Below are 19,208 nucleotides of genomic sequence, written 5' to 3' on the forward strand. Positions count from 1 at the left end.
GGTGGGGGCCGAGCGCGGTTTACGGCGACGACGGGCTGGCGGGCTGCTCGACGGCCCCGCCGCGGTCTCCTCCGCCGGCGTCCTCGCTGCCGTCGTCGTCGGCCTCGGCCTCGTCGCTCTCGTCCTCGGCGGCGGAGCTCGACAGGCGGGACAGGAGCTTGGGAGTCACGTCCTCGAACGCGTCGCCGTGGAAGTAATAGGCGATCTTCCGGAGGTCCGCGTACCGGCGGACCAGGAGGGTCCAGAGCCGGTCGCGCATCTTCTCGGCCTCGCCGCGCTGCTTGGCCGCGGGCCGGCGGGCGCCCTCGGGGGTGAGGGTGTCGAGCAGCCACTCGCTCGCTTCCCGCAGCTGATCGAGCTCTTCCTGGGTGAAGGGGTGCTTTCCGCGGAGCGCGGCCGCGTGCTCCTCGTACAGGTGGGCGAGCGCCATGCCGTCGCTGGCGAGGTCGTATTTGCCGCTGCCGGCGCGGATCTCGGCCACCACGTCCTTCGGCAGGAGGCCGCGCTTGGCCAGGGTCTCGGCGAGCGTGAGCATCGGCTCGCGCAGCTCGATGACGAGCTTCAGCTTGGCGTCGATCTCACGAGAGCTCGCGGGCTTCGCCGTGACGCGCGTGGCGGCGAAGACCAGGGCGCGGCCGAGGTCCGGCAGCGCGAGCACGTCGTCGAGCGGCAGCTCGGGAAGGGCCCTGCGAATGCGCGCCGGCTCGGCGCAGGCGGCCTGGACGCCGCGCTTCACGTTGGCGAAGGCGATCCGCACGTCCGCGCGACAGACCTCGACGTCGCGCTCCGGGAGATCGGCGGCCAGCGGGGCAAAGCGCTGGTAGCAGGCGTGGTAGGTTGCGTGTGCCGTGGGAGTCGCGGTGGGCGACTTCCCGGTGGGGTGTTGTTGGGTCTTGGCTTTGGCCATGTTGGGAACGTAGATCCGGGCGAGCGGGGCCGTGGGGGCAGAGCGGCGCCGGATGTGTGCTCGGACTGGGAGGAGCGCAGGAGTTCGACGCGACGGGGGCGGGGCCGCGATGGGAGGCGCGTAGGCTGGCCGCGGAGCCTGGGGCGGGTGTGGATGGGGTCACGTAGTGTCATTTCGCAGGGCGATCTGTGAACGGCGGGACACACATAGTGTCATTTCGCAGGCAGATCCGTACACGGCGGGGCACACGTAGTGTCACCTGGCAGGCCCTGCTGCACAGGATCGGGCACGCGTGGTGTCACCCGGCACGGCGTCGGGGCTAGGAGGGCGCCCACCCACGCTGCGCGCCGGCCCCCTGCACGAGACGCGCAGGCGGCTGAAGAGAAGCGCGCGGAGCGGAGCGAGGCCGGCCGCGTCGGACGGGGCCGAGACCACGGCGGAGGGGATCGGCAACGGGCACGGGAGAGATGCGGGCTAGCTCGGCTGCTGCATCAGCGCGCGTAACTGCGGCAGGATGGGGAGCTCATCGCGACTCCCGAACTCACCCCTCCGCCTCCGGCGCGGCCTGGGCGAGAGGATCTCGATACACGTCGTCGACCGACAGGGTGCACCCGATCGCCTGGAGCTGCGCGCCCTCCCCAGCACGCGCCTCCCGGAGCGTCCACGAGCCATCCTCGTTGCGGTGGAACACCTCGATGCGCGGCTCGTGCGGCGAGACGAGCACGTATTCCCGGAGCGAGGGGATCCGCCGGTAGTGCGCGAACTTCTGCCCCCGATCGTACGCCTCCGAGCTGTCCGAGAGGACCTCGATCAGGACGATCGGGTTGAGCGCGGCGTCCGCGTCCTCGGGATCGCGCTCGAGCCTGCCGCAAACGACGCCGACGTCCGGGTACGTGGAGAGCCCGGTCGCCTGCACCCGGACGCGCAGGGCCGAGGAATAGACCGCGCAGGGCCGCCCGCGGAGGTGCGCCCGGAGCTCGGCGCCGACGCTCACGCACAGGCGCGCGTGATCCGGCGTTCCGGCGGCCATCGCGAAGATCTCGCCGTTCAGGAGCTCGTGCTTCGTCGGGCTCGCCCGCTCCTGCTCGAGATACTCGGCGTAGGAATAGAGCCTCTTGCCGTCCGGCTGGTCCATGGTCCTGCCGAGGATGCCACGCGGGCTCCTCGGGGAGTCAACGGTGCCCGTGAGCCTCCTCCGAGGGGCAGGCCGTCGCGCCGCCCCCCACCAGCTCACTTCGGCTGCGCGGCCCGCATCGCCTGCTGCTCCTCCTGCTGGTTCCGGTACGCCTCGATCACCGCGTAGCCCGCCGCGGCCGCCGCCGACACGCGGCTCTGTGGCGGCGCGGCCGGGGGCGCGGCCGCCGGGGGCGGCACGGCAGCGGGAGGCGGCACGGCAGCGGGAGGCGGCGCGGCAGCGGGACGCGGCGCGGCCGGCGCCGCTCCGGCCGGGGGCGGCGCGGCGTAAGGGCCGGCCGGCGCCTGGACCGGCTCGCACACGCAACCCGCCACGGCGCGGTCCACGAGCACGAAGGCGGACATCCGCATCCCGAGCGAGTAACAGGAGCTGGCGCAGTGGGTCGGCCCGCGCTCCGCGGACTCGAGCTCGGCTGCCGTCTGATACCCCCGGTTGCAGCCGCCCAGCGCAAACGCAGCAACAGCCATGACAACAAGCACGAGCGCCGATCGGTGACCCATGAGCGCCGGACTACCCGGGTCCTCGCGAGACGTCAACGAACCGACCCGGACCGCACCGACAGCAGATTCCCCCGCTCGATGAGCGCGTGCGCGCCAGTGCATCCCCCAGAGGAGCCCAGGCGACGCAGAGCCATCGAGCGCACCGCCAGAGCGCGCAGCGCGCCCCTCGCCACCGCTCTCCCCGCGGCCCTATCCTGAGCGCCATGCCCACGATCCAGAGCACCGCCGAGATCGACGCCGCGCCCGACGAGCTCTTCGCGCTGTCCCAGGACTACGATCTCCGGCTCGAGTGGGACCCGTTCCTCCGGGAGATGCGCTACCGCGACGGCGCGACCGAGCCCGCCGTCGGCGTGCGGGTATGGGTGCGGGCGAAGAACGGGCTGTCCATGGAGGCCCGCTACATCACCCTGAACCCGCCGGAGCAGGTGGCCATCACCATGGTCGACGGGCCGCGGATCTTCCGCCAGTTCTCGGGCGCGTGGCTCTTCAAGGCGCTGTCGCCGCGGCGGACCCGCGTCACCTTCCGCTACAATTTCACGGCGCGCCCGCGGGTCCTCGCCCCGGTGCTGGAGCCGGTCCTGGCGGCCGTGCTGAGGCGCGACATCGAGCAGCGCCTCGCCGGACTCAAGCAGAGCGCCGAGACGACGGACATCCTGCAGCGCCTGCCGCGGCGCGGCCCGGCGGCCGCCTGACGTCGCGGCGAGGCGGCGCTGCCAGAGGAGGCCGCGCCGCCGCAGCAGGACGCGCCGCCGCAGGAAGCCGCGCCGACGCAGCAGGCCGCGCCGCCGGAGCTCAGCGCGAGGCGCGCTCGGCGGACGCGCTCCACCGCGAGGCCGCCCGCGTCCGGCGAGCGCGCGCGCGAGCGAGCGCGAGCCCGAGCCCCGCCAGCGCCAAGGCGAGCCCGCCGCCCGGCCGCCGCTCGCGGCCTACCCCGCAGCCGCCGCCATCGTCCGCCGGGCCCGGACCGGGCGCCGCGCCGGCGCCGTCCCCGCCCCCGCCCGCGCCGCCGGCGCCCGGCTCGGACGGGTCCGCGACACAAGCGTGCGCCTCGGGGTCGCAGACCTCGCCGTCATCGCAGTCCGTGTCGCTCGCGCACGCCACGCACTCCGGCGCCCCCTCCACCAGGGCGCAGCGCGGCGTCTCGCCGCCGCACGGACTGCAGGAAGGCCCGCAGAAGTCGTCGACGGCGCACGGCGCGCACAGCGCGGCGCTGTTGCAGTAGGCGCCCGGCGCGCAGCCGGTGTTCCCGCTCTGGTCGATGAGCTCGCGGCTGCACTGCGCACAGGAGGCCTCGTCCGGGTTCGCGTCGCCGCCCGACAAGGCCAGATAGAGCGACGCCGGCTCGACGATGGTGAAGCCGGACTCCGCGAGGCTCGCGCTGCCATTCTCCCCGGCGCCGAGGTGAAAATCCTCGAACTCGCCGACCAGCAGAGACACCTCGAGCGCCGAATGCTCGGCGATGCCGGCGTAGAGGACCTCGATCGGGTACAGGCCCTCCTTGGCGAACGTGACGGTGTTCGTCATGCGCCAGGTGGTGAGGCCGAGCTTGAGGGGCTGCGCCAGCACCGGATAGGCGGTCTGCGCCGCGTCGTAGAGCACCAGGGCCACGGCGTCGTCGGCGAAGAGGCCGAAATGGACCGGCTGGTCGACGTGCGCGGGCGGCACCGCCAGGTAGCCGCGCAGGCGCATGCCGAACGACACGTCAGGCTCGTTCGACGCGAAATCGCATCCTCCCTCCGAACAGTCGGGGACAGCGTTGAGGAAATCGCCGAAGCTCCACTCGTTCCCGGCGGCGTAGTTGTTCGAGAAATCGAGCGGTGCGCTCACCACGAAGCTCTCGATATCGGACTGCCCCGCATCGAAGAACGCGGTCATCTTCTCGATGAAACCCTCGGCCGTGGCCGGCGAGACGTAGAAGTCGCCCTCCGGGTCGGTCGATATCCCGTGCGCGCCGCACAGGCCGGCGCCTTTCTCGGCGGGGAGCGGAGCGACCGGATCGCCGGTGATATTCACCGGCTCGGCGCTCGCGGAGCCCGAGGCTCCGAGCGCAAGGGAGAGGGCGATGACGGAGGAGACGGTAAGGGAGGAAGGTCGGGGGGACATGAACGCTCCTTGCGAAGAAGGGGGTGCAGCCGGTGAAGCCGACGCAACCGATCGCGGAAGCTGCGCGGATGCTGGTCGACATCACGTGACGGCGGCCGCGAGGCGGCCGCGAAATGGTACACGGGCGCCCTGGCCTCAGGCCACGAAACGGGGAAAAGCACGAATCCGCGCGCCCGTTCGCCAGCGCGTGGCCGCGCCCTCGCACGACACGCGACGCGCGCCCTCCCCTCACCCGAGCTGCGCCAGCGCCGCCCGGGACGCCCCCGCCTCCGGGTGGCTTCGGCCGGCCGCCCCGCGAGACCTGGGCCCGGCCCCGCGCCGCGCCCTCACCCCGGCCGCGGCGCGCCGGCAAGCGCCTCGGAGAGGCGCGGCAGCACCTCGCCCGCCCGGCCCTCGACCTTCAGCGCGCCGAGCTCCTCGCCGCGCGCGGCCCCCAGGTTGACCATCGCGATCGGGATTCCCCGCTGCGCGGCGCGCAGCACGAAGCGGTACCCCGAGAAGACCGCCAGCGAGGACCCCACGACGAGGAGCGCCTCCGCCGCGTCGACGAGCGCGAACGCCGCGTCGACGATCGGCCGCGCCACGTTCTCGCCGAAGAAGACGACGCGCGGCTTGAGCGGCCCGTCGCAGCGCAGGCAGGGGGGCGTCTGGAAGCCGGCCACGTGCTCGGCGGGCAGGTCGGCGTCGCCGTCGGGGGCGACGTCGGCCGCGAGCCGCAGCCAGCCGGGGTTCCGCGCGAGGAGCCGCTCCTGGAGGGCGGCGCGCGGCTCCATCGCGCCGCACGCGAGGCACGCGACCTCGGCGAGCGTGCCGTGCAGCTCGATGACGCGGCGGCTGCCGGCGGCGTGGTGCAGGCCGTCGACGTTCTGCGTGATGAGGCCCTCGAGCAGCCCGTCCCGCTCGAGCCGCGCGAGGGCGCGGTGCGCCGGGTTGGGCTCGGCCCGCGAGAACCGCTCCCACCCGAGCACGGCGCGCGCCCAGTAGCGCTGCCGGATCTCGGCCGAGCGCGAGAACTCCCGCCCCTGGATCGGGTTGCGCGCCCGTCGCCGCGTCTCGGGGCCGCGGTAGTCCGGGATGCCGGACTCGGTGCTGCACCCTGCCCCGGTCAGCGCCACGAAGCGCTTGCCGCGCAGGAGCGCGATGAGGTCGTCGACCGGATCCGCGAGGAGCGCATGGCTGAGCGGCATGGGCCCCCATTTGTGACCCGCCGCCGGAGGCGCCGCCAGCCGCCGTCGCGCCGGCGCGACGGCGCACGACGCTGGCTCGGCGCCCTCGCCGCCGACATGGCCGGGCGCGGGCGGGTCGCGGGCGAGAGGGCGAGGCGCGGGCGTCGCCGAGCTCGCCGCACCCTCCCCGACCCGCCGCCGGAGCGGGGCGCGGTCCCAGTAACACGAAATATGAAAATCGTGCCACCGACACGTGTGGTGTGCTAAGGGTCGCTCGCCCGCTCGATCCTCCTGTCTTCGACCGGAGCCGGTCGGCTCGCGATGGCGAAGGAGCCCTCTAGGAAATGACGTCTCGACTCGCTGGCGCGCTTTGCGCGACGTTCGCTTGTGTGCTGTTGCTCGGTTGTGGTGACGATGATTCCGGCAAGGACCAGGTCGTCGCCGAGGAACCGAACAAGGATGTCCCTTACCTCGGCGTGGACGGCGAGCTCACGTCGGACCCGCTGGTCGCGGAGTGTCCGGACGATCCGCGCAATCCGGGGCGCGTGGCTCTCAAGGAGATGAGAGAGATGTCGTTCTACAGCGACCGAGAAGGCGAGATGCCGCTCGCCGAGGGATGCGCGTACTCCTACGAGGGCTTCGCGCCGGATCCCCACTACTTCCCGGAGTACCCGGACTCGGTGTGGCTCCAGTTCGCGCTCACCTCCGGCGGGGCCGGCTGCGAGGCGTTCCACTACGTGATCATGCGCCCGCCGCACGGCGAGGGCGCCGCCAAGCACATGCACCTGCGGTACGGAGACGCCCAGTCCAGCTTCGCCGAGCTGCTCGACATGAGCAACGGCGACGAGCAGGACGCCGACGATTGCAACCCCTGGTGGAGCTCGTACTGCTCGGCCGGGATCGAGGGTTGCGGCGGATGAGCCTCGGTGAAGGATGGATTGGAGGAAGACCGGCGGGGAGGCGCGGAAGAGGAGCAGGATCGCGGCGCTGTTGCCGCGACCCGCTTTCCATGGACGTCTCTCCGGCCCCGCGTCGCCGAGGACGAATTCCATGAGCCCGACCTGGGGGGCTCCGGACCGCCAGAATCACACCAGCAAGAGGACCCCTGGTTCTCGATGACACGATCGCCGTAGTCATCAGCGGCAGCTCCGGCTTCCTCGGGGTCGACCTCGCGCGCTCCCTGAATGAGCGCGGACACGGGCTCGTGTCGCCAGCACGACGTTTTTCTGCCATGGCAAACGTTCGTCAGCACGGCTCGACATGATCAACGTAGGCGGAAGCTTTGATGGCCCAAGAGCGTCTCTCCCCGGCGTCATCATGTCACATCGAGCCGACTTGACACGTCGCCCTATCGCCATTTCACGGCAGAACGCGCGTATCCGCGCCGCTCCGTGGGCGGCGGCGCGCCTGGATGCATGTCCGGCACCGACCGTGCGGGGCCGAGGCGGCCCGCGGTCCGCGCCGACTCAGCGCCTCACGGAGCTGCCGCTGAGGAGCTGCTCGACCTCCGCTTCGTGCTCGGGGCACCCGCGGGCGAGGAGCACGATCATCGAGGAGCCGTCGTCTCGCGCCTCACGCGCGAGCACGAACTGGGCGGAGGTCTCGAGCCGCGCGCCGCGCGCGCTCGGGTCCTCCGGCGCCACGCGCACCCGCGCGGCCATCAGCAAACCCTCATGGAACTCGAAGCGCGCGGAGACGGGCGCCCTGGCGGGCGCCGCCTCGCCCCGCGACCACTCGATCGAAGGCCCGGCGCAGCCCGGGGCCTCGCTCCAGCGGCCGGCCAGCCCAGCGTCGAAGCGCCGGACGACCTCGCTCGCCGTCATCCCGAGCTCGATCCCGTGAACGGCGAAGGCGCCGGTCGCCGGCGGAGCGAAAGAGCGCGCCGTGAGGGTGACGATCCCCAGCCCCGCGGCGATGAACGCGGCGCCGAGCGAGCGGCCCACCAGCCACGCGCCCCGCCCTGCAGTCGGCTCACCTGCGCTTTTCGACCCGCGTAAGGACACGCCGCGCGTCCTCCGTCTCGTAGAAGTCGAAGGCGATGCGGTCGCCCACCTCGATGCCGTCGAGCTGCGACGGGCTCTGGGGCTCGAACGACATCGTCATCGCGCTCATGTAGCCCGGGATGTCGTCGTGCGCGATGTTGACGTAGGCGCGCCCCGGGCCGAGCGAGCGGACGGCGCCCGTCGCGTGGTGGACGCGCGGAGCGGCGGTGGACGCCTTCGAGCACGAGACCGTGAGGCTCGTCGCGATCGCCGCCCCGAGCAGCAGGGACCGCGCGAGATGAACGGCGCGGAGGCGAGAGCACATCGATCGATTCATGTCAGCTCCTTCGAGGCCAGTCGCTCCGCGTCGCGTACGAGCTCGTTCATTCGTTCTTCATCGCCGATCTGGTAGTAGCCACGGATACGGCCCTGCCCGTCGACCAGGACGAACCATTCCCCGTGCATGATCGCGCCGAGCCCGGCCGACGGGTCGGCTCGCTCGAAGCGCACCTTGAACCCCTTCACCACGACGCGGTTCAGCTCCTCGCTCCGGCCGGAGAGGAACGACCAGGCGCCGCGGCCGCTGCTGTAGCGCGCCGCGTACGAGCGCAGCACGTCGGGTGTATCGTTCTCCGGATCCAGCGTGATCGAGATCAGGTGGATGGGGAGCGCCTGTCCGCGCGCCTCGCTGCGTTGCGCGATCCGCTCCTGGAACGCGGCCATCTGCGCCGAGAGCCTCGGGCACGACACGGGACAGCTCGCATAGAAGAAGTCGACGATCAGCGTCTGCCCGCGCAGCGACTCCCGCGTGACGGGGCGGCCGTCCTGGTCCGTCATCGAGAACGCCGGCATCTCGCCGAGCACGGGCGGCGAGGCGGGCGCCTCGCGCGCGCGCGACACCGCGCCGAAGACGGCGAGCCCCGCGAGCGCAGTGACCCAGAGCCCGATCTGCACCGGCCGGAGCCGCCCGCGCCGGCGGGCCGGCGCTCCATCGCCGGCCGCTGATGACCCACGAGACGTGGAGCAGAGAACCTCGTTTGGCATGCGCGGGACATTACGTGTTGCGAGGTGGCGCGGGCAATGCGTCACGCTGTCGCATCCCCTCGAACGATGCAGCGGTATCCCGGCCTTTGGCGCGCCCATGGGCGGCGCGGGGACGAGCGCGACATCGTGTCGCAGGGGCCCTTGCGGCCGGTCGCGCTAGCCTGTCTCGCCATGACCCAGCGAGAGCACGGCGCGTTGGAGGACGACCCGGCCCGTTCCCCTCACGGCGCGCGCGCGGTGAGCTCGCCCCTGCGTCTCCGGCCTCTGCGGAGCTCGCGCGGGCGCCGCGCGGCGGCGCTGGCCGCCGCCATCGCGGGCATCGCGCTCAGCGGCAGGGCCGAGCCGGCGACGCCCGGCGAGGCCGCGACCGAGCTCGTCGACTCGGCCCCCGCGCCCGGCGAGAAGGCGCTCGCGGCGCGCCTGCTCGCGCCTTGTTGCTGGAATCAGACGCTCGACGTGCACGAATCCGCGGTGGCGAGCGATCTTCGTCGCGAGATCCGCGCCCGCCTCCGCCGGGGAGAGGCGGCCGACTCCATCGAGCAGGACCTCGTGGCGCGTTATGGCGACCGCCTCCGCGCGGCGCCTTCGTCCGGCGTCCTCGGCAAGGTCGCGCTGGCATTGATGCTGGGCATCGCGGTGACCTTCCTCGGGGTCTTCGCCCTGCTGCGCTCGTGGAGGCGCGGCGCCGCGCAGCCCGCCCCGTCGAGCGGCGCCGTCGCGGCGGCCGTTCGCGACGAATATGACGAGCGCCTCGACGACGAGCTCCGGGCGCGCGACGCGTGAGCACACCCTCACTGGAAGGCGGTAGTCGCTCCCCTCGTCCGGCTCCCTCGCAACATCTCGCTTGACCTGCGCCCCGCACCGCAATATGTAGTGCCTCGTGTTGGTGCCCTTGGCTTCGGCAAAGGGCTCAAAAGGGAACCCGGTGCGAATCCGGGGCTGCCCCGCAGCGGTAAGCGAGAACGATCTCCACGACGAGCACTGGCCTTCGGGCTGGGAAGCGGTGGACCGTAGGAACCCGGCGCCAGCCGGAGCGCTCGCGAGCCCGAAGACCTGCCAACATCCTGCGTCGGGGAGACATCCCGCGCCGGTTTGACCTGGAAGCCTCGAGGGAGGCGGGGAGGTCCGACTCGGCGTAATCCTGCGCCCGGCTCGGCTCCGATCCCCTCCCGCGATGCCTCTCTTTCGCCCGCGGGGGAGAATGGTCTGTCCGAGCCTTTTTCAATGGCCCAGCGCATCCTACGCCGTCGGCAGGCCCCTCCTCCTCGCAGATTCAACGTCAGCGGCTCGATACCGCTCCAGACGAGGACGACAAACGAGGGGCGAATGCTCGCCAAGAATTTTCCGCCGACATGCAGGGGGGTCGCCTGCGTATGCCGTGCGTGTGCGCCGGGGCAGCGAAGCTGAGCGCAGGCGCTCGAGCAGATTGGCCAGATTTGTCGCGGCCCCCGAGGAGCACCTCGCGTCCACCACCACGTGCGGATGGAGAGCCCTGCTCGAGGTGCGTTCATGTCCCTTGTTCAAGGTGAGCAGAGGATCACTTTGTTTCTTTTGTCTTGATTCGCAGCGCCCGCCGTGTCTGTTTCATTGCGTGTCACGTATGGAAGCGATCGTGCTACCGGCCCTTGCAAGAGGAACGCTCCGCCGCTGTGCATGCTTCTTGGTCGCCGCGTTGTCCTTCTCGTTGCCCTCTCGGCTCGCCGTGGCGCAGGTCGTGCCTCCACCCGAACCGGCCGGAGCCGTTGGCGACGCCGCGACCCCGGTCGCTGCCGCTCCGATAGAGGTCACGGTGAGGGCACGGAAGGGTGAGGTGCAGGAGCATCGAGAGTCCGCAGAGGCTGTCTCCATCCTGGAGCTCGCGCGCACGAAGCGGCGGGCGGCGGACATGGGCGACGTCATGAGCCAGGTTCAGGGCGTGAGCGTCGCTCGCGCGGGCGGCCTCGGCACCAGCGCGCGGTTCTCGCTCAACGGATTCTACAGCGATCAGATCCGCGTGTTTCTGGACGGTGCTCCGATCGAGCTCGCGGGGTTCGCCTCTGGGATCACCGGCGTGCCGGTCAACCTCGTCGAACGCATCGAGATCTACCGAGGGGTCGTCCCGATCCGCTTCGGCGCCGACACCCTCGGCGGCGCGGTCGACCTGGTCACCCCGAAGAGTTACTACGAAACGGGCGCTGATCTTTCGTACCAGGTCGGCTCGTTCGCCACCCACCGCGCGACCCTGGGTGCTCGCTACCGTCACGAGGAGAGCGGCTTCTTTGCTGCCGGGAACGCGTTCATCGACTCCGCGCGGAACGACTATCCCACCGACGTCGAGATCCCGGATGCAGAGACAGGACGCCCTCTGCGTGCGACCGTGCGCCGGGGGCATGACGCCTACGGTGCACGCGGCGCTTCGATCGACGTTGGACTCGTCGATCGTGCGTGGGTGAAGCGGCTGACGCTCCGCGCGTTCGCCTCTCAGTATGACAAGGAGCTCCAGCACAACGTGCTCATGACGACGCCGTACGGGGCGGTGACCTACGGCGAGGGGCTCTACGGGGCAACGCTCCGCTACGCACAGCCCGAGGCCCTGTGGCATGACCTCGACCTCGAGCTCCTCGCCAGCGGCTCGCGGCGGGTGATCGATTTCCAGGACACCTCCAGCGCCGTGTACGACTGGGACGGCCGCGTCGTGGGGGAGCGGCGCAGGCCGGGTGAGATCGACGGGCGGGCACGGGACCAGACGATCTGGCAAGACAGCCTTCTCGGAAGGATACACGTCACATGGCACGCAGGACCGCAGCGCGCCGTGCGGCTCAACGTCTCCCCGACCTTCGTGACGAGCGCCGGGGTGGAGCGCGCGAAGCTCGCGCCCGACGAAGCCGACCCGCTCGCGGCCCGCCGCGACCTGGTCAAGCTCGTGGGCGGCCTCGAGCTCGACGCGAGCTTCCTCGAGGACCGGCTGCAGAACGTCGCCTTCGTGAAAGGTTACCTGTTGCACGCCGCGTCGGATCAGGTGCTCGCGGGCAATGCCCTCGTCCCTGTTGCCGTGGACGCGCTCCGGGCGGGAGCCGGCGACGGGGTGAGATTCCATCTGACCGACTGGCTCTACGCGAAGGTGTCGTACGAGGCAGCGACGCGCCTGCCGAGCGCCGACGAGATCTTCGGCAACGGCATCCTCATCCAGCCGAACCCCGAGCTCCGGCCGGAGACGAGTCACAATGGAAACCTCGGGCTCGGGCTCTCGCGCCGGAAGAAAGGTCTCGGATCGTTCAGCGGGGAGGTCAACGCCTTTGCTCGGTGGGCCGAGGACTTTGTCTACCTCCGTGGAGGCAACATGTACTTCCAGCACCGGAACGTGCAATCGGTGCGTGCGCTCGGGGCCGAAGGACAAGCGGCCTGGATGTCGCCTGGCTCCTACTTGAGCGTGGAGGTGAGCGCGACCTATCAGGACCTCCGCAACACCTCCACCGAGGGGGAATTCGCCGAGATGGCCGGGGACCGCATCCCGAACCTCCCCTGGCTGTTCGGGAGCGCGAGGGCGCGCGCCCAGCTGTCCTCTGTCGCGACGCCAGGCGATCAGCTCGCCTTGGGCTGGACGACCCGCTACACGCACGAGTTCTTCCGGTTCTGGGAGAGCATCGCGCGTCGCGAGGACAAGCCTGTGATCGAAGCGCAATTCCTTCATGCAGCTGATCTGACGTACGTGATCCATGGCGCGACGACGGTCAGCTCGACGTTGGAAGTGCAGAACATCACGGACGCGAAGGCGCACGATTTCTACGGCGTTCAGAAGCCGGGGCGCGCAGTTTATTTCAAGGGAATGATCGAGCTTTGACGCCTGGCCCGCAGGAGACCATGCGTTGGATGACGGAGAGAACCATGCGAACGTTCGACTCGCCCAGAACAGGCTGTATCGAGGCGACGCTTGCGGCGCTCTCGCTCGCCGCGAGCGTCGCCGGTTGCGGGAGCGACGAGCAGCAGCACGGCAGCGCGGGCGCGTTCCCGAGCGGCCCGCTCTACGCGATGACGACGATGCTCCAGGTGGGGCAGGACGCGACGTCGCTGCTTGTCCTGACGCCCTCCCTCGATGACGGCCAGACCATCGACTACGCGCAGGCCGTCGAGATCCCCGACCAGGCGCACCTCTTCGGGATCGAGGGTGGAACGAGCGTCTATGCCCTCTTGCTGCAGACCCCGCAGCTCACGCGTTATGATCTCGATCCGTCGGGCAGGCTCGAGGCAGCGCAGGAGCTCCGCTTCGATCGCTTCGGCGTCGCCGGGGGTGCATCGACGCGATCGGTGCACTTCGTCTCCGAGAGGAAGGCTTACCTGCTCGACGACACATCGCTCCAGGCGATCGCGTGGGACCCCGAAGAGATGGTGATCAAGAAGGCCATCGACCTCGGAGGGCTGAAGCGCGAGGGGTGGATCCCCTATTTCGACTACCTCCCCAAGCGCAGGGGTAACCAGCTCGTCGTCATCGCGCTCTACTACGACCAGAACTTCAGCAAGATCCTCCCCGAGACATCGGCGGCCCTCATCGACGTCGAGACGGACGAGGTTACCTACGTGCACGACGAGCGCTGCGGTGGGGTGTCGAACTCGACGATCGCACCCTCGGGCGACCTCTACCTGGGGAGCGATCCCTACAACGCGGCGGTGAACGTCATCGGCGGGCATGCGGCCAGCAAGACAGGCTGCCTGATCCGCATGCGCGCGGGCGAGGATACGTTCGATCCGGATTTCTTCGTCAATGTCTCGGACCTCACGGGAGGCTTCCCCGGCGGCGGCATCGTACCCGGCCCGGGCAGCACGGCGTACCTGCGCGCTTACGACGAGAGCTTGTTCGCCGTCTCCCCGGCGACGGATGCGCTGTCGCTCTACGCCGCCGCCGCATGGCGCTGGTGGAAGATCGACCTCGAGTCGATCACGACCGCCGCGACGGTCGTAGAGGGCGTCCCGCCTAGCTCGGGGGTGGTGAAGTACCTGCTCGCGGACAGCCATGCCTTCGCGACCGATTCGAGCGCGGACTACAGCAACACGACGTTGCAAGACATGACCGCCGAATCGGATCCCGTGAAGGGGATCCTGGTCAAGGGACTTGTGACAGGCCTCGTGCGCGCGCGCTGAGCCGCGGGACGCCTACCATGAAGGGGAAAACGGGTGATCCCATGATCACAGGCTCGTCACACCCGAGCGGCGCCGGCGCCGGCGCGGCGGCGGACGCGGGGCTGCTCCACATGCTCGTCGAGCAGAGCGCTCGCCGCCACGCGGACAGGCTGGCGCTCGTCGATCGCCGCAAGGCCTACTCCTATCGTGAGCTCCTGGAGCGCGCCTCCGATCTCGCACGAAGGCTGCGCAGCCGCGGCGTGCGGCCAGGGAGCTTCGTGGCCGTCTGCTGTACACCAGGCCCGGAGATGGTGGTGGCCCAGCTCGCCGTGATGCTCGCCGGCGGCGCCTACCTGCCGCTGGATCCGCGGTATCCGCGGCAACGGCTGTCCTTCATGATCGAGGACGCAGGCGCCGAGATCCTGCTCGCGGACGGCTCCGGCGCAGGGATCGAGGCCAAGGTCGTCTTGCGGATCGACCGGCCCGACGGCGAAGAGAGGTGCGTGAAGGAGGCCGCGGCGCCGGAAGCACGGGACCGATGGCAACCGCCCGCCGCGGGCGACCTGGCTTACCTCATCTACACGTCGGGATCGACCGGCGAGCCCAAGGGGGTGATGATCGAGCACCGCGCGATCGTCAACTATGTCCTCTGGGATATCGCGACGTTTGGGCTCGGTCCGCGTGATCGGGTGAGCCAGGTCATCGCGCCCTCCTTCGACATGAGCGTCTGGGAGATCTGGCCGACGCTCGTGAGCGGGGCGAGCCTGCATTTCGCCGACCGCGCCGACTATGGCAGGCCGGGCGCTCTCTATCGCTGGATGGCGGAGGAGGCGATCACCCACTGCATCTTGCCGACGCCGCTCGCCGAGACGCTCCTTCGAGAGCCCCTGCCGCCGGCGCTCTCCGTGGAGAAGATGCTGGTGGCAGGCGATCGCCTGCGTACGTATCCGCCCCCGGAGCTGCCGTTCGAGGTCCATAACCTGTACGGGCCCACCGAGGCGACGATCATCGCGACCTGGGGCAGGGTGCCGGCGGCGCCGGGCGACGACCAGCGACCTCCCCACATCGGGAGGCCGATCGCGAACGTGCATGTCCATCTCCTGGATGAGACACTCCAGCCGGTGCCCCCGGGCGCCGTGGGAGAGCTCTACATCGGGGGCGCCGGGGTCGCGCGGGGGTATCACAACCGGCCTGAGCTCACCCGGTCCCGGTTCATCCGCGACCCGTTCGACGCGAGCGCCGCAGGCGACAGCCGTCCGCCGGGGCCGCCGGAGGGGGGACGCCTCTACCGCACCGGCGATCTCGCGCGTCTCCGGCCCGACGGGAACATCGACTTCCTCGGGCGCATCGATCACCAGGTCAAGCTGCGCGGGCACCGGATCGAGCTCGGCGACATCGAGGCCAATATCGCCGCTCACCCGCGCCTGAAGACGGCCTTCGCGGTGCTCCACGCCTCGTCTGCAGGCGAGCGGATCGTCGCCTATGCGGTCCCGGTGAGCGCCGAGGATCCACCTGCCGAGGAGGAGATCCTGGCGTTCACGGCGGAGCGGCTCCCGGCGTACATGACGCCGAGCCAGCTGATCCTGCTGCGCGAGCTGCCGCTCACGCTGAACGGCAAGATCGATCGAGGCCGGCTGCCGTCCCCGGACGCAGGCAGGACGGGGGCGGCAGCGGAGAGCGCGTCGTTCGCCGGCAGCATGGCGCTCCTCTGGGCGAGGGCGCTCGGCGTCGCGTCGGTCGGTGAGGAAGACAGCTTCTTCGCCCTGGGGGGCCACTCCATCGCGGCGCTCTCGGTCCTCGCCGAGGTCGAGCGCGCCTTCGCGGTCCGCGCGAGCCTCACCGACCTCGTCGAGGCGCCCACGCTCGCGTCGTTCTGCCGGCGGATCGAGCAGCGGTATCTCCGGACGGAGGCGCTCGGCGTGCGTTCCCTCCCGCGAGCCCTCGCGCGGCCGGCCGAGGCGCACGAGCCCTTCCCGCTCACCGACGTTCAGCACGCTTACTGGCTGGGGCGCCACGAGATTTTCGAGCTCGGCGGCGTCTCCGCGCACCTCTACTTCGAGCTGGAGGGGACGTTCGATGTGGCGCGGCTCGAGCATGCGTGGCGCAGGGTCGTGGCGCACCATCCGATGCTCCGCGCGGTCATCCGCTCGGACGGCCGTCAGGAGGTCCTGGAGGACGTTCCGCCCTACGAGATCGCTGCGTACGACCTCCGCGACGCGAGCCCCGTCGAGGTCGGCGCCCACGTCGAGCGCATCCGCGGCGAGCTTTCCCATCAGGTGCGCCCCGCCGAGCGATGGCCGCTGTTCGATCTCCGGGTGACGCGGCTCCCCGGCGGCGCGCAGCGGCTCCACCTGAGCTTCGACGCCCTCATCCTGGACGCGCAGAGCCTGCTCCGCGTCGTCGAGGAGTGGCACCGCCTCTACGAGGATCCGGGCCGGCGCCTCCTGCCGAGCGCCACGTCCTTCAGGGACTACGTGGTCGCGCTCCACGAGCTCAAGCGCACCGAAGCGTACGCCGCGTCCGCCGCCTACTGGAGAGAGCGCGCCGCCTCCTTGCCGCCCGGGCCCGAGCTGCCTCTCGCGGTCGACCCGCGGACCGTGCAGCGGCCGAGGTTCCGCCGCCGTCGGTTCGAGCTCGCGCCCGAAGGGTGGCTCGCGCTCCGGCGGAGAGCGAATGACGCCGGGCTCACCGAGGCCGCGGCGCTGCTCGGCGTCTATGCCGAGATCCTCTCCGCATGGAGCAAGTCGCCTCGTTACTGCCTCAACCTGACGCTCTTCAACCGACTTCCGCTGTGCGACGACATCGAGCACATCGTTGGCGACTTCACGTCGGTGACGCTGCTCGAGGTCGATCATGACGGGGGCCGGAGCTTCCTCGAGCGCGCGCAGGCCCTTCAGCGACAGCTCTGGAAGGACCTCGATCACCGGCTCTACAGCGGCGTCGAGGTGCTCCGCGACTGCGCGAGCCGTCGCGAGCGGGTCTTCGCGCCGGTCGTGTTCACGAGCGAGCTCGGGTTCGAGGCGCTCGGGCGAGATGCTGCGGCGATCGAGCGGTTCGGCCGGGAGGTCGAGGCGATCACGCAGACGCCGCAGGTGTGGATCGATCTCCAGGTCGTGGACCGCGGCGGCCGGCTCGTCGCGTACTGGGACGCCGTCGAAGAGCTGTTCCCGCCGGGCGTCCTGGACGCCATGTTCGAGGCGTTCTGCGGCGCGATCGAGCGGCTCGCGCGGGAGGACGACGCCTGGAGACAAGAGGCCTGGGTGCCAGGCGCTCCGCCCACGGCCGTGCCGGAGGTCGTCCGGTCCTGCGGGCCCGAGGCGCTGCTCCACGACGCGTTCGTGACCTGGGCTGCGAGGGCGCCGGAGCGCGTCGCGGTCGTCACGAGCGAGCGCGAGCTGCGCTATGGCGAGCTGCTCGGGCTGGCGCGCGGGGTCGCGGCCGCCATCGCGAGCGAGCGCGACGATGGCGAGCTCGTCGGCGTCGTCCTGCCGAAAGGATGGCAGCAGGTCGTCGCGGTGCTCGGCGCCTCGATCGCGGGCCGGGCCTATGTCCCGCTCGACGCGTCGCTCCCCCCGGAGCGGCGCTTCGCGCTCATGCGTCAGGCGGGCATCCGCGCCGTGCTGACGCTCCCTCGTTTCTCGCGCGAGCCCTCGTGGCCCGCCGGGACGCGCTGCATCGGGATCGACGAGCGCGAGCTGTCGCGCCAGGTCACCGCTGTCCCGCCGCAGCGGGATCCGCGCTCACCCGCTTACGTCATCTACACGTCCGGCTCGACAGGGGTCCCCAAGGGCGTCGTGATCGAGCACCGGAGCGCGGTCAACACCGTGGAGGACATCAACGATCGCTTCGGCGTCGGACCGGAGGATCGCGTCTTCGGCATCTCGTCGCTCGGCTTCGATCTGTCGGTCTACGACGTCTTCGGCCCGCTCAGCCGCGGCGGTGCCGTCGTGCTGCCGGACGAGGAGAAGCTGAAGGATCCGAGCCATTTTCGGCAATGCCTCTCGGAGCACGGGGTCACCGTCTGGAACTCCGTCCCATCGCTCGCGGGCCTCGTGGTGGAGACGGCCGACGATGCCGCGGCGGCGCGCGCGCTCGGCTCCTTGCGGCTCATCCTGATGAGCGGCGACTGGATCCCGGTCGACCTGCCGGCGCGCATCCGCCGCCTGAATCCGCGCGCCCGGATCGTCAGCCTCGGCGGCGCAACCGAGGCGTCGATCTGGTCGATTCACCACGTCATCGGCGAGGTCGACCCGTCGTGGCGCAGCATCCCGTACGGCCGGGCCCTCGCTCACCAGAGCGTCGAGGTGCTGGACGCCCAGCTCCGGAGGCGTCCCACGTGGGCTGTCGGGGAGCTGTTCATCGGGGGAGTCGGCGTCGCGCGGGGCTACCTGAACGACCCGGAGCGCACCGCGGCGTCGTTCATCGTCCACCCCGTGACCGGCGAGCGCCTCTACCGCACAGGCGACCTCGGACGCACGCTCCCGAACGGCGAGATCGAGTTCCTCGGCCGTCAGGATCAGCAGGTCAAGATCAACGGCTACCGTGTCGAGCTCGGCGAGATCGAGGCGGTGCTGCAGCGCTGTCCCGGCGTCAGGGCCTGCGCGGTCGCCGCCCCCGAGGCGGCGCGCGGACGGCGGCTCGTCGCCGGCGTGGTGCTCGAGGAGGCGGCCGTCGGTACGGGCGAGCTCCGGGCGCACCTCGCGCGCCATCTGCCCGAGTACATGGTCCCGTCGTCGCTGCGCATCGTGCGCGAGCTGCCGCTCACGTCGAACGGCAAGGTCGATCGGCCTGCTCTCGCCCGCCTGTGCAGCGCACCCGACGCAGCGTTGCCGGCGGCGCAGCCGCAGGACGAGATGGAGACGGCCATCCGCGGCGTCTTCAGCGAGGTGCTCGGCCGGCCGGAAGCATCGATTGACGTTACCCGGAACTTCTTCGACATCGGCGGCGATTCTGTCTCGGCGATCCATGTGCTGACCCGGCTCGAAGCGCGCTTCGGCGTCGAGCTCCCGATCGTCGCCGTCTTCGCGCACCCGACGGTGCGCGCCATCGCAGATTACATCCGCAAGGCAGCGGCGCCGGGCGGCGGGGCGATGGACGCGGCGCCGGCTGGGGTCGGGACTCAGCCTTCGCAGGTCCCTCCGGAGGAACGGGGCCAGCGCCGCCGCGCGGCGGCGGTGCGCCTCCGGCGTCGGGGGACCTGAGGGATGACCAGCTCAA

14 protein-coding genes and 1 riboswitch are annotated in these 19,208 nt (G+C 70.9%); of the genes, 6 read left to right on the forward strand and 8 right to left on the reverse strand.

Annotated elements, in window-relative coordinates; translation table 11 throughout:
* Positions 1 to 19: 19 nt before the first annotated feature.
* From NQZ70_RS24010 to NQZ70_RS24020, 3 genes are all read right to left on the reverse strand, one after another.
* Positions 20 to 907, reverse strand: a complete 888-nt coding sequence (locus NQZ70_RS24010; RefSeq protein ID WP_129576278.1) for a hypothetical protein — start codon at positions 905 to 907, stop codon at positions 20 to 22.
* Between the two features lie 541 nt (positions 908 to 1,448).
* Positions 1,449 to 2,042 carry a Uma2 family endonuclease gene (locus NQZ70_RS24015; RefSeq protein ID WP_129576279.1) on the reverse strand — a complete coding sequence of 198 codons (594 nt, stop codon included), beginning with the start codon at positions 2,040 to 2,042 and terminating at the stop codon, positions 1,449 to 1,451.
* A 95-nt stretch (positions 2,043 to 2,137) separates the two neighbouring features.
* Positions 2,138 to 2,569, reverse strand: coding sequence for a hypothetical protein (locus NQZ70_RS24020; protein WP_165373706.1), 432 nt, complete (start codon positions 2,567 to 2,569; stop codon positions 2,138 to 2,140).
* A 236-nt stretch (positions 2,570 to 2,805) separates the two neighbouring features.
* On the opposite strand from NQZ70_RS24020, the gene NQZ70_RS24025 reads away from it, so the two are divergent.
* Positions 2,806 to 3,294 (forward strand): type II toxin-antitoxin system RatA family toxin, encoded by a 489-nt coding sequence (locus NQZ70_RS24025; protein WP_129576280.1) that lies wholly within the window; start codon positions 2,806 to 2,808, stop codon positions 3,292 to 3,294.
* A 100-nt stretch (positions 3,295 to 3,394) separates the two neighbouring features.
* Here the strand turns inward: NQZ70_RS24025 and traA are convergent, their stop codons facing one another.
* Both traA and NQZ70_RS24035 read right to left on the reverse strand, forming a co-directional pair.
* Positions 3,395 to 4,705 carry an outer membrane exchange protein TraA family protein gene (gene traA / locus NQZ70_RS24030; protein ID WP_129576281.1) on the reverse strand — a complete coding sequence of 437 codons (1,311 nt, stop codon included), beginning with the start codon at positions 4,703 to 4,705 and terminating at the stop codon, positions 3,395 to 3,397.
* 326 nt (positions 4,706 to 5,031) lie between these two features.
* Positions 5,032 to 5,892, reverse strand: a complete 861-nt coding sequence (locus NQZ70_RS24035; RefSeq protein ID WP_129576282.1) for an NAD-dependent protein deacetylase — start codon at positions 5,890 to 5,892, stop codon at positions 5,032 to 5,034.
* A gap of 323 nt (positions 5,893 to 6,215) precedes the next feature.
* On the opposite strand from NQZ70_RS24035, the gene NQZ70_RS24040 reads away from it, so the two are divergent.
* Positions 6,216 to 6,791 (forward strand): hypothetical protein, encoded by a 576-nt coding sequence (locus tag NQZ70_RS24040; protein ID WP_129576283.1) that lies wholly within the window; start codon positions 6,216 to 6,218, stop codon positions 6,789 to 6,791.
* A 546-nt stretch (positions 6,792 to 7,337) separates the two neighbouring features.
* On the opposite strand, the gene NQZ70_RS24045 is transcribed toward NQZ70_RS24040, so the two are convergent.
* The 3 genes from NQZ70_RS24045 to NQZ70_RS24055 are packed head-to-tail and all read right to left on the reverse strand — an operon-like array spanning position 7,338 to position 8,807.
* Positions 7,338 to 7,814, reverse strand: a complete 477-nt coding sequence (locus NQZ70_RS24045; RefSeq protein WP_129576284.1) for a hypothetical protein — start codon at positions 7,812 to 7,814, stop codon at positions 7,338 to 7,340.
* 28 nt (positions 7,815 to 7,842) lie between these two features.
* Positions 7,843 to 8,190 carry a copper-binding protein gene (locus NQZ70_RS24050; RefSeq protein ID WP_129576285.1) on the reverse strand — a complete coding sequence of 116 codons (348 nt, stop codon included), beginning with the start codon at positions 8,188 to 8,190 and terminating at the stop codon, positions 7,843 to 7,845.
* Positions 8,187 to 8,807: an SCO family protein gene (locus NQZ70_RS24055; protein WP_165374127.1), complete on the reverse strand. Its 621-nt coding sequence runs from the start codon at positions 8,805 to 8,807 to the stop codon at positions 8,187 to 8,189. Before NQZ70_RS24055 ends, NQZ70_RS24050 begins: the two co-directional genes overlap by 4 nt.
* A gap of 261 nt (positions 8,808 to 9,068) precedes the next feature.
* Between NQZ70_RS24055 and NQZ70_RS24060 the strand changes: the two genes are divergently transcribed.
* The 4 genes from NQZ70_RS24060 to NQZ70_RS24075 all read left to right on the forward strand — a co-directional run bounded on the left by NQZ70_RS24060 (position 9,069) and on the right by NQZ70_RS24075 (position 19,192).
* Complete coding sequence (locus NQZ70_RS24060) at positions 9,069 to 9,680, forward strand: cytochrome c-type biogenesis protein CcmH (protein ID WP_237245563.1); 612 nt, start codon at positions 9,069 to 9,071, stop codon at positions 9,678 to 9,680.
* Positions 9,681 to 9,764: 84 nt separating this feature from the next.
* Positions 9,765 to 9,973: riboswitch (cobalamin riboswitch) on the forward strand.
* Between the two features lie 734 nt (positions 9,974 to 10,707).
* Positions 10,708 to 12,717: a TonB-dependent receptor domain-containing protein gene (locus tag NQZ70_RS24065; RefSeq protein WP_207217932.1), complete on the forward strand. Its 2,010-nt coding sequence runs from the start codon at positions 10,708 to 10,710 to the stop codon at positions 12,715 to 12,717.
* Positions 12,718 to 12,761: 44 nt separating this feature from the next.
* Positions 12,762 to 14,012 carry a hypothetical protein gene (locus tag NQZ70_RS24070; protein WP_129576288.1) on the forward strand — a complete coding sequence of 417 codons (1,251 nt, stop codon included), beginning with the start codon at positions 12,762 to 12,764 and terminating at the stop codon, positions 14,010 to 14,012.
* A gap of 41 nt (positions 14,013 to 14,053) precedes the next feature.
* Entirely contained in the window at positions 14,054 to 19,192 is a 5,139-nt protein-coding gene (locus tag NQZ70_RS24075) for a non-ribosomal peptide synthetase (RefSeq protein WP_165374129.1), read from the forward strand.
* The last annotated feature ends 16 nt before the right edge of the window (positions 19,193 to 19,208 follow it).

This window comes from Sorangium sp. So ce836 (genome assembly GCF_028553905.1).
Taxonomy (GTDB): Bacteria; Myxococcota_A; Polyangia; order Polyangiales; family Polyangiaceae; genus Sorangium; species Sorangium cellulosum_D.

What these genes read in the sequence shown, in the direction of transcription:
- NQZ70_RS24025 (WP_129576280.1), top strand. Translation starts at nt 2,806, where the DNA reads ATGCCCACGATCCAGAGCACCGCCGAGATCGACGCCGCGCCCGACGAG.
- NQZ70_RS24075 (WP_165374129.1), top strand. Translation starts at nt 14,054, where the DNA reads ATGATCACAGGCTCGTCACACCCGAGCGGCGCCGGCGCCGGCGCGGCG.
- NQZ70_RS24070 (WP_129576288.1), top strand. Translation starts at nt 12,762, where the DNA reads ATGCGAACGTTCGACTCGCCCAGAACAGGCTGTATCGAGGCGACGCTT.
- NQZ70_RS24060 (WP_237245563.1), top strand. Translation starts at nt 9,069, where the DNA reads ATGACCCAGCGAGAGCACGGCGCGTTGGAGGACGACCCGGCCCGTTCC.
- NQZ70_RS24050 (WP_129576285.1), bottom strand. Translation starts at nt 8,190, where the DNA reads ATGAATCGATCGATGTGCTCTCGCCTCCGCGCCGTTCATCTCGCGCGG.
- NQZ70_RS24010 (WP_129576278.1), bottom strand. Translation starts at nt 907, where the DNA reads ATGGCCAAAGCCAAGACCCAACAACACCCCACCGGGAAGTCGCCCACC.
- NQZ70_RS24020 (WP_165373706.1), bottom strand. Translation starts at nt 2,569, where the DNA reads ATGGCTGTTGCTGCGTTTGCGCTGGGCGGCTGCAACCGGGGGTATCAG.
- NQZ70_RS24040 (WP_129576283.1), top strand. Translation starts at nt 6,216, where the DNA reads ATGACGTCTCGACTCGCTGGCGCGCTTTGCGCGACGTTCGCTTGTGTG.
- NQZ70_RS24035 (WP_129576282.1), bottom strand. Translation starts at nt 5,892, where the DNA reads ATGCCGCTCAGCCATGCGCTCCTCGCGGATCCGGTCGACGACCTCATC.
- NQZ70_RS24015 (WP_129576279.1), bottom strand. Translation starts at nt 2,042, where the DNA reads ATGGACCAGCCGGACGGCAAGAGGCTCTATTCCTACGCCGAGTATCTC.
- traA (WP_129576281.1), bottom strand. Translation starts at nt 4,705, where the DNA reads ATGTCCCCCCGACCTTCCTCCCTTACCGTCTCCTCCGTCATCGCCCTC.